Below are 5,950 nucleotides of genomic sequence, written 5' to 3'. Positions count from 1 at the left end.
GCCGAGGTGTGGGCGCGGTGACGGTCGTGGGGCGGGTGGTCGCCGTCCGGTCGGCGGTGGCAGGGTGGTCATCGGCCATCGGGTCCGGACCCGGCGGGGGCGTCGTCCTCGCCCGGCCGGTGGAACTTGCGGACGAGCCGGTCCCGCACCTCGCGGGTGTGGCGGCGGCTGACCTGCAGCAGCTCGTCGCCGATCTGGACGGCCGCGCGCCCGCCGTCGAAGCGCAGCTCGGTGACGTGCGCGGACGCGACGAGCGTGCTGCGGTGGATCCGGATGAACCCGGCGGCCTCCCACCGCTTGGTCAGCGCCGACAGCGGCATCCGGACGAGGTAGCCGCCGTCGGCGGTGTGCAGCCGCACGTAGTCGCCCTGCGCCTCGACATGGGTGACCGACCGGCGGGACACGAGCCGGGTGCGGCCGCCGAGCTCGACGGGGATCATCTCGTCCTCGGGGTCGCGGGCCTCCTCGTCGGGCGGGGCGGCCCGCCCGGCGGCCGCGGCGACCCGGCGGACCGACTCGGCGAGCCGCTCGGGGCGCACGGGCTTCAGCAGGTAGTCGAGGGCGCCGAGCTCGTAGGCGGTGACGGCGCAGTCGTCGTGGGCGGTCACGAAGACGACGTGCGGGGGCGCGGCGAAGCCGGTCAGCAGGCGGGTGAAGTCGAGCCCGTCGAGGCCGGGCATGCGGATGTCGAGGAAAACGGCGTCGAGGCGTTCGCCCTCGACGAGCATCCGGCTCAGGTCGCGCAGCGCGGACGAGGCGTCGCCGGCGCTGCTGACCCGGCCGATCCGCGAATCCCTGCGGAGCAGATAGGTCAGCTCCTCCAGGGCGGGGCGTTCGTCGTCGACGGCCAGGACGTGGAGCATGAGGCGACTTTGCCGCGATTACCGTCTGTCCGCAATCGATTCCACAAAGTGAGTACGGTGTCGCGTGGTCATCGGTCAGTCCGAAAATGACCCCGGACGGTATTTCGGTACGCGCAGATTCACCTTCGTCCCCGCGCCGAGGGCGGTCTCGACGGTCAGCCCGTACTCCTCCCCGTAGAACTGGCGCATCCGCTCGTCGACGTTGGCGAGTCCGATACCCGCCCCTTCCCGCCGGGGGCTCGGCGCCACGCTCCCCCACCCGGTGGGTCCGGGGCGGCCCACGGGCGCGGAAAGGATCTCCGCGAGGCGTTCCGGGTCCATGCCGACGCCGTCGTCCTCGACGCTGATCGCCGCCTCGGCGCCGGAGTCGCGCGCGATGATCGAGATGTGGCAGGCCCGGCCGGCGCCCGTCCCGGCCATGCCGTGCCGGACGGCGTTCTCGACGAGCGGCTGGAGCGCCAGGAACGGCACCGCGACCGGCAGCACCTCGGGCGCGATCTCGACCCGGCACTGCAGCCGGTCCCCGAATCTGGCCCGTTCCAGCAGCAGGTACCGGTCGATGGAGCGCAGCTCGTCGGCGAGCGTGGTGAAGTCGCGCGGGTTGCGGAAGGAGTAGCGGGCGAAGTCGGCGAAGTCCAGCAGGAGTTCGCGGGCGCGCTCGGGATCGGTCCGGACGAACGAGGCGATCGTCGTCAGCGAGTTGTAGACGAAGTGGGGCGAGATCTGCGCGCGCAGGGCCCGCAGCTCGGCCTCGGCCAGGCGGATGCGCGCGGTGTCGAGCCCGGCGAGCTCCAGCTGGCCGGTGAGGAGGCGGGCCGCGTCCCCGGCGGCGCGGACGCGCGCCGCGGACGGGTGCCGCCAGTACGCGGCGAGCGTCCCCGCGACGCGTCCCTCGACGGAGAGGGGGGCGACCAGCGCCGCCTGCACGCCGCATTCCGGGTCGTCGCAGCCGATCGACTCGGGCGGCGGCACCCGGGGCCGCCCCGAGGCGAGCACCGGGAGGGCGTGCTGGACGGCGTCCGCCGCGTGCCGGTCACGGCCCGCCCCGTCCCACACCAGTAGCCGCGGTGCCTCACGGGCCTCCCCGCGATCACCGTCGTCCTCACCGAAGCCGCCGCCGTCCTCCGGCGGCCAAACCCCGACCAGCGCGACGGCCTCCGCGCCCAGCAGCGGCCTGAGCCTCCTGGCGGCCTTGCGCGCGGTCTCCTCCGTCAGCCCGGCGCGCAGCGGCGACGACGCGCGCACGGCCGCGTGCAGCGCCGCGAACGCCGTCTTCTCGGCCGTGTCGGCGGGCACGCGGCGCAGGTCGGGCAGCCGGCGGCGCAGCGCCCAGGCGCCGGTGGCGGTGCCGGCGGCCACGGCGCACGCCACCGTGTCCGCGACGGAGGGTAGGATCATGGCAACTTACGGTAATGCCTGCCCCCCGCGCGGGCCCGGATGTCGTCCATTTACGAAGCCCGGAAGGCCGGACACGGCCACCCCGCCCGTTCCAGCCCCTGGGGGCAGGTCTCACAGCGGCGGGGCCTCGCCCTCGTCCTCCTGGTAGGAGTACCGCTGCTCCCGCCACGGGTCGGCGACGTTGTGGTAGCCGCGCTCCTCCCAGAAGCCGCGGCGGTCCCGCACGAGGTACTCCACGCCCCGGACCCACTTGACGCTCTTCCACGCGTACAGGTGCGGGACCACGACGCGGAGGGGGAAGCCGTGGTCGGGGGTGAGCCGCTCGCCGTCCCGGTGGGTGGCGAACATCGTCGTGTCGGCGAGGAAGTCGCTCATCCGGATGTTGGCGCTGTAGCCGTACTCCGCCCAGACCATCACGTGCGTGACGTCCGGCGCGGGCGGCGCGAGCTCCACGATGGCCGAGCCGGGGACGCCCTCCCACTCGTTGTCCGGGATGGTGAACTTCGTGACGCAGTGGAAGTCGGCGACGGCGCGGCTCCTCGGCAGCGCGTCGAACTCGTCCCAGGTCCAGCGGTGCTGCTCCCCCGACGCGGTCGCGCCGAAGACCCGGAAATCCCAGTCCTTGGGACGGAACTTGGGCACGGGGCCGTAGTGGAGGACGGGCCAGCCCCGGGGGATGTACTGGCCGGGCGGCAGGTCGCGCGGCGACGGTGCGGACTGTTCGGGGTGGGACATGACGCCGCCATCCTGCCATCCGGGGTGAGCTGAGCCATATTCGGGGTCGCGTGCGCACCGCACCGGGAAAGTCGGCTAACCTGAGCACGTGCGCAACGTCGTCTATTTCTTTTGGTTCGACCAGCCCGGGCGGCTGGTCTGCCGGACGTTGCGCTGACAGACCACGAGACGAGAAGCCCCGGGCCGGTCGGCCCGGGGCTTTCGCCGTTTCAGGGGTTGGCCGCGGGTCACCGGGATCCCGGGCGTAACGGAGAGGCAGCACACCAATGGTCGTCGTCATGGCCCCGGAGGCCAACGAAGCGGACGTCAACGCCGTCGTCTCACTTGTCGAGACGGCGGGGGGTGACGCCTTCGTCAGCCGCGGCGTGGAGCGGACCATCGTCGGGCTCGTCGGCGACGTTCAGCAGTTCGGCTCGCTGAACCTGCGCGGTATGCGGGGCGTCAACGACGTCATCCGCATCTCGGCGCCCTACAAGCTGGTGAGCCGGGAGAACCACGCCGAACGCTCGATCGTCCAGGTCGGCGGGGTGCCGGTCGGCCCCGGCACCATGACGCTGATCGCCGGGCCGTGCGCGGTGGAGACCCCCGAGCAGACCCTCGGCGCCGCGCAGATGGCGCAGGCGGCGGGCGCGACGCTGCTGCGCGGCGGCGCGTTCAAGCCGCGGACCTCCCCGTACGCGTTCCAGGGCCTCGGCGAGGCCGGCCTGCGCATCCTCGCGGACGTGCGGGAGGAGACCGGCATGCCGATCGTGACCGAGGTGGTGGACGCCGGCGACGTCGACCTCGTCGCCTCCTACGCGGACATGCTGCAGATCGGCACCCGCAACGCGCAGAACTTCTCGCTGCTGCAGGCCGCCGGCGAGTCCGGCAAGCCCGTGATGCTCAAGCGCGGCATGAACGGGACGATCGAGGAGTGGCTGATGGCGGCCGAGTACGTCGCCCAGCGCGGCAACCTCGACATCGTGCTGTGCGAGCGCGGCATCCGCACGTTCGAGAAGGCCACCCGCAACACCCTCGACATCTCCGCGGTGCCGGTGGCGCAGCGCCTCTCCCACCTGCCGGTCATCGTGGACCCGTCGCACTCGGGCGGCAGCCGCGACCTCGTCCTGCCGCTGACCCGCGCGGCGATCGCGGCGGGCGCCGACGGCGTGATCATCGACGTGCACCCGCACCCGGAGACCGCGCTGTGCGACGGCCCGCAGGCCCTCGTGGACGGCGACCTGCGCGAGCTCGCCAAGCTCGTCCGCGACCTGCCCCCCATCGTCGGGCGGTCGCTCACCCGCGCCGCCGACACCGACACCGTCCCCGCCTGACGGGTATCGTCGGGGGCATGGCGTACTGGACCCCCGACTGCGGACCGCCGCGCTCCTGACGGGGCGCGGCGACCGCACCGCCACCGAGCCCTGACACGGCCCGGCACCGCGTGTGCCGGGGCCGTGCGTTCCTGCGCCCCGAATCCGGATCTTCTCTCCCGATTCGAGCCCAGGAGCATCTCCTCGTGTCACAGCGAACGTTCGTCCGGCGCGCGTCCGGAACCGACTCCCCCGCCCGCGCCCGCGCCGGGGGTGCGGGCATCCTCGTCGCGGCGTCCCTGTGGGGGACGACCGGGACCGTCCAGACCTTCGCGGACGGTTCCTCCCCCTTCTCCGTCGCCGCGATCCGCATCATCATCGGCGGGCTGACGCTGCTCGCCCTCGCCGTCGCCACCCGCCGCGAGGGGCTGCGCCGCCTGACCGCCCACCGCCGCAACCTGCCGCTCCTCGCCCTGGGGGCCGGCGCGATCGCCGTGTACCAGACCGCGTTCTTCGTCGCCGCGGGCCGCACGGGCGTCGCCGCCGGCACGATCGTCACCATCGGCAGCGCGCCCGTCTTCACCGGCCTGATCGGGCTGGCGGCCCGGCGGACCGTCCTCACCGGGCGCTGGGCGCTCGCCACCGCGGGCGCCGTAACGGGCTGCACCCTCCTCATCGGCGGCGGGCTCGCCGATGGCGGGCAGGAGACGGGGGTGGAACCGGCCGGCATCGCGCTGGCGCTGCTCGCCGGGCTGGCGTACGCGGTCTACGCGACGGCGGCGTCCGTGCTCATCACCCGCGGCGAGGACGACCGGGCGGTCGCCGGGGCGCTGTTCGCGGCGGCGGCCGTGCCGCTCGTTCCGGTGCTGCTGGCCGCGCCCGCGGGATGGCTGCTCACCGGCTCCGGCGCCCTGATCGCGCTGTACCTCGGCGTGATCACCACGGGCCTCGGCTACCTGCTGTTCGCCCGGGGCCTCCGCGGCACGCCCGCCACGACCGCGACGACGCTGACGCTCGCGGAACCGGCCGTCGCCGCCGTGCTCGGGACCGTCCTCCTGGACGAGGCCCTGGGCGGGCTCGCGGCGGCCGGGGTCGCGCTGCTGGCGGCGAGCCTCGTCGTCCTCGTCGCGCCGGCGCGGGGATCACTGCGGAGGCAGAGAACACGCACAGCGCGGTAACAAATTGGTCTGGACCATTGGCCGCGGCGGGCGCGGCGAGGATGATGTCCGGCATGACAACGGGCGATGGTGACGCCGGGGGGCGGCTGTTCCCGGAAAACCTCGACGGCGTCGACCCGGTCGCCGCCGTGATGCTGGCGGACGCGTGCCGCGCCCTGTCGGCCTACCCGGAACTCGTGGCCGTCGGCGCGCTGTTCACCGCGGCCGAGCAGGTCACGGGCGGGTGGCGGGTCGTGTGCCCGTGCGACCCGCTGCCGCAGGGCGCCCGCGAACTCCTCGCCGGCCACCTGCTGGACCTCGCCGCCTCCGCCGACCGCGCCGCGGCGCGGGAGCTGCACGCCGCCGCGCAGGCCCTCCAGGAAACGGCCGCCGACGAGGTGACCGCATCCGGACGGCGGCTGCGGATCGTCCGGATCCAGCAGCTCGTCCGCACCGGCCCCGACGGGCCCGAACCGCCCCGCCCCACGGACCTGGACACCGACCC

6 protein-coding genes are annotated in these 5,950 nt (G+C 74.1%); 3 read left to right on the top strand and 3 right to left on the bottom strand.

The window, feature by feature from the left end; all coding sequences use genetic code 11:
• Window positions 1-68 precede the first annotated feature (68 nt).
• The 3 genes from E1266_RS34875 to E1266_RS34865 form a co-directional block, all read right to left on the bottom strand.
• A complete protein-coding gene (locus E1266_RS34875) occupies window positions 69-863 on the bottom strand; it encodes a LytTR family DNA-binding domain-containing protein (protein ID WP_132054480.1) in 795 nt (264 codons plus the stop codon).
• Window positions 864-938: 75 nt separating this feature from the next.
• Window positions 939-2,261 (bottom strand): histidine kinase, encoded by a 1,323-nt coding sequence (locus E1266_RS34870; RefSeq protein ID WP_132054478.1) that lies wholly within the window; start codon window positions 2,259-2,261, stop codon window positions 939-941.
• A 111-nt stretch (window positions 2,262-2,372) separates the two neighbouring features.
• Window positions 2,373-2,996, bottom strand: a complete 624-nt coding sequence (locus tag E1266_RS34865) for a sulfite oxidase-like oxidoreductase (protein ID WP_132054476.1) — start codon at window positions 2,994-2,996, stop codon at window positions 2,373-2,375.
• Between the two features lie 266 nt (window positions 2,997-3,262).
• On the opposite strand from E1266_RS34865, the gene aroF reads away from it, so the two are divergent.
• From aroF to E1266_RS34850, 3 genes are all read left to right on the top strand, one after another.
• Window positions 3,263-4,309: a 3-deoxy-7-phosphoheptulonate synthase gene (gene aroF, locus E1266_RS34860; protein WP_132054474.1), complete on the top strand. Its 1,047-nt coding sequence runs from the start codon at window positions 3,263-3,265 to the stop codon at window positions 4,307-4,309.
• A gap of 185 nt (window positions 4,310-4,494) precedes the next feature.
• On the top strand, window positions 4,495-5,466 hold the full coding sequence (locus E1266_RS34855) for an EamA family transporter (protein ID WP_132054472.1): 972 nt from the start codon (window positions 4,495-4,497) through the stop codon (window positions 5,464-5,466).
• Window positions 5,467-5,519: 53 nt separating this feature from the next.
• Window positions 5,520-5,950 (top strand): DUF5954 family protein (locus E1266_RS34850; RefSeq protein ID WP_207946106.1); only part of this gene is annotated, 431 nt, incomplete at its 3' end.

It is taken from the genome of Actinomadura sp. 7K534 (assembly GCF_004348575.1).
Classification (GTDB): Bacteria; Actinomycetota; Actinomycetes; order Streptosporangiales; family Streptosporangiaceae; genus Spirillospora; species Spirillospora livida.
The sequence above is the reverse complement of the archived record's forward strand: the minus strand, read 5'-3'. Positions and strand labels throughout refer to the sequence as shown.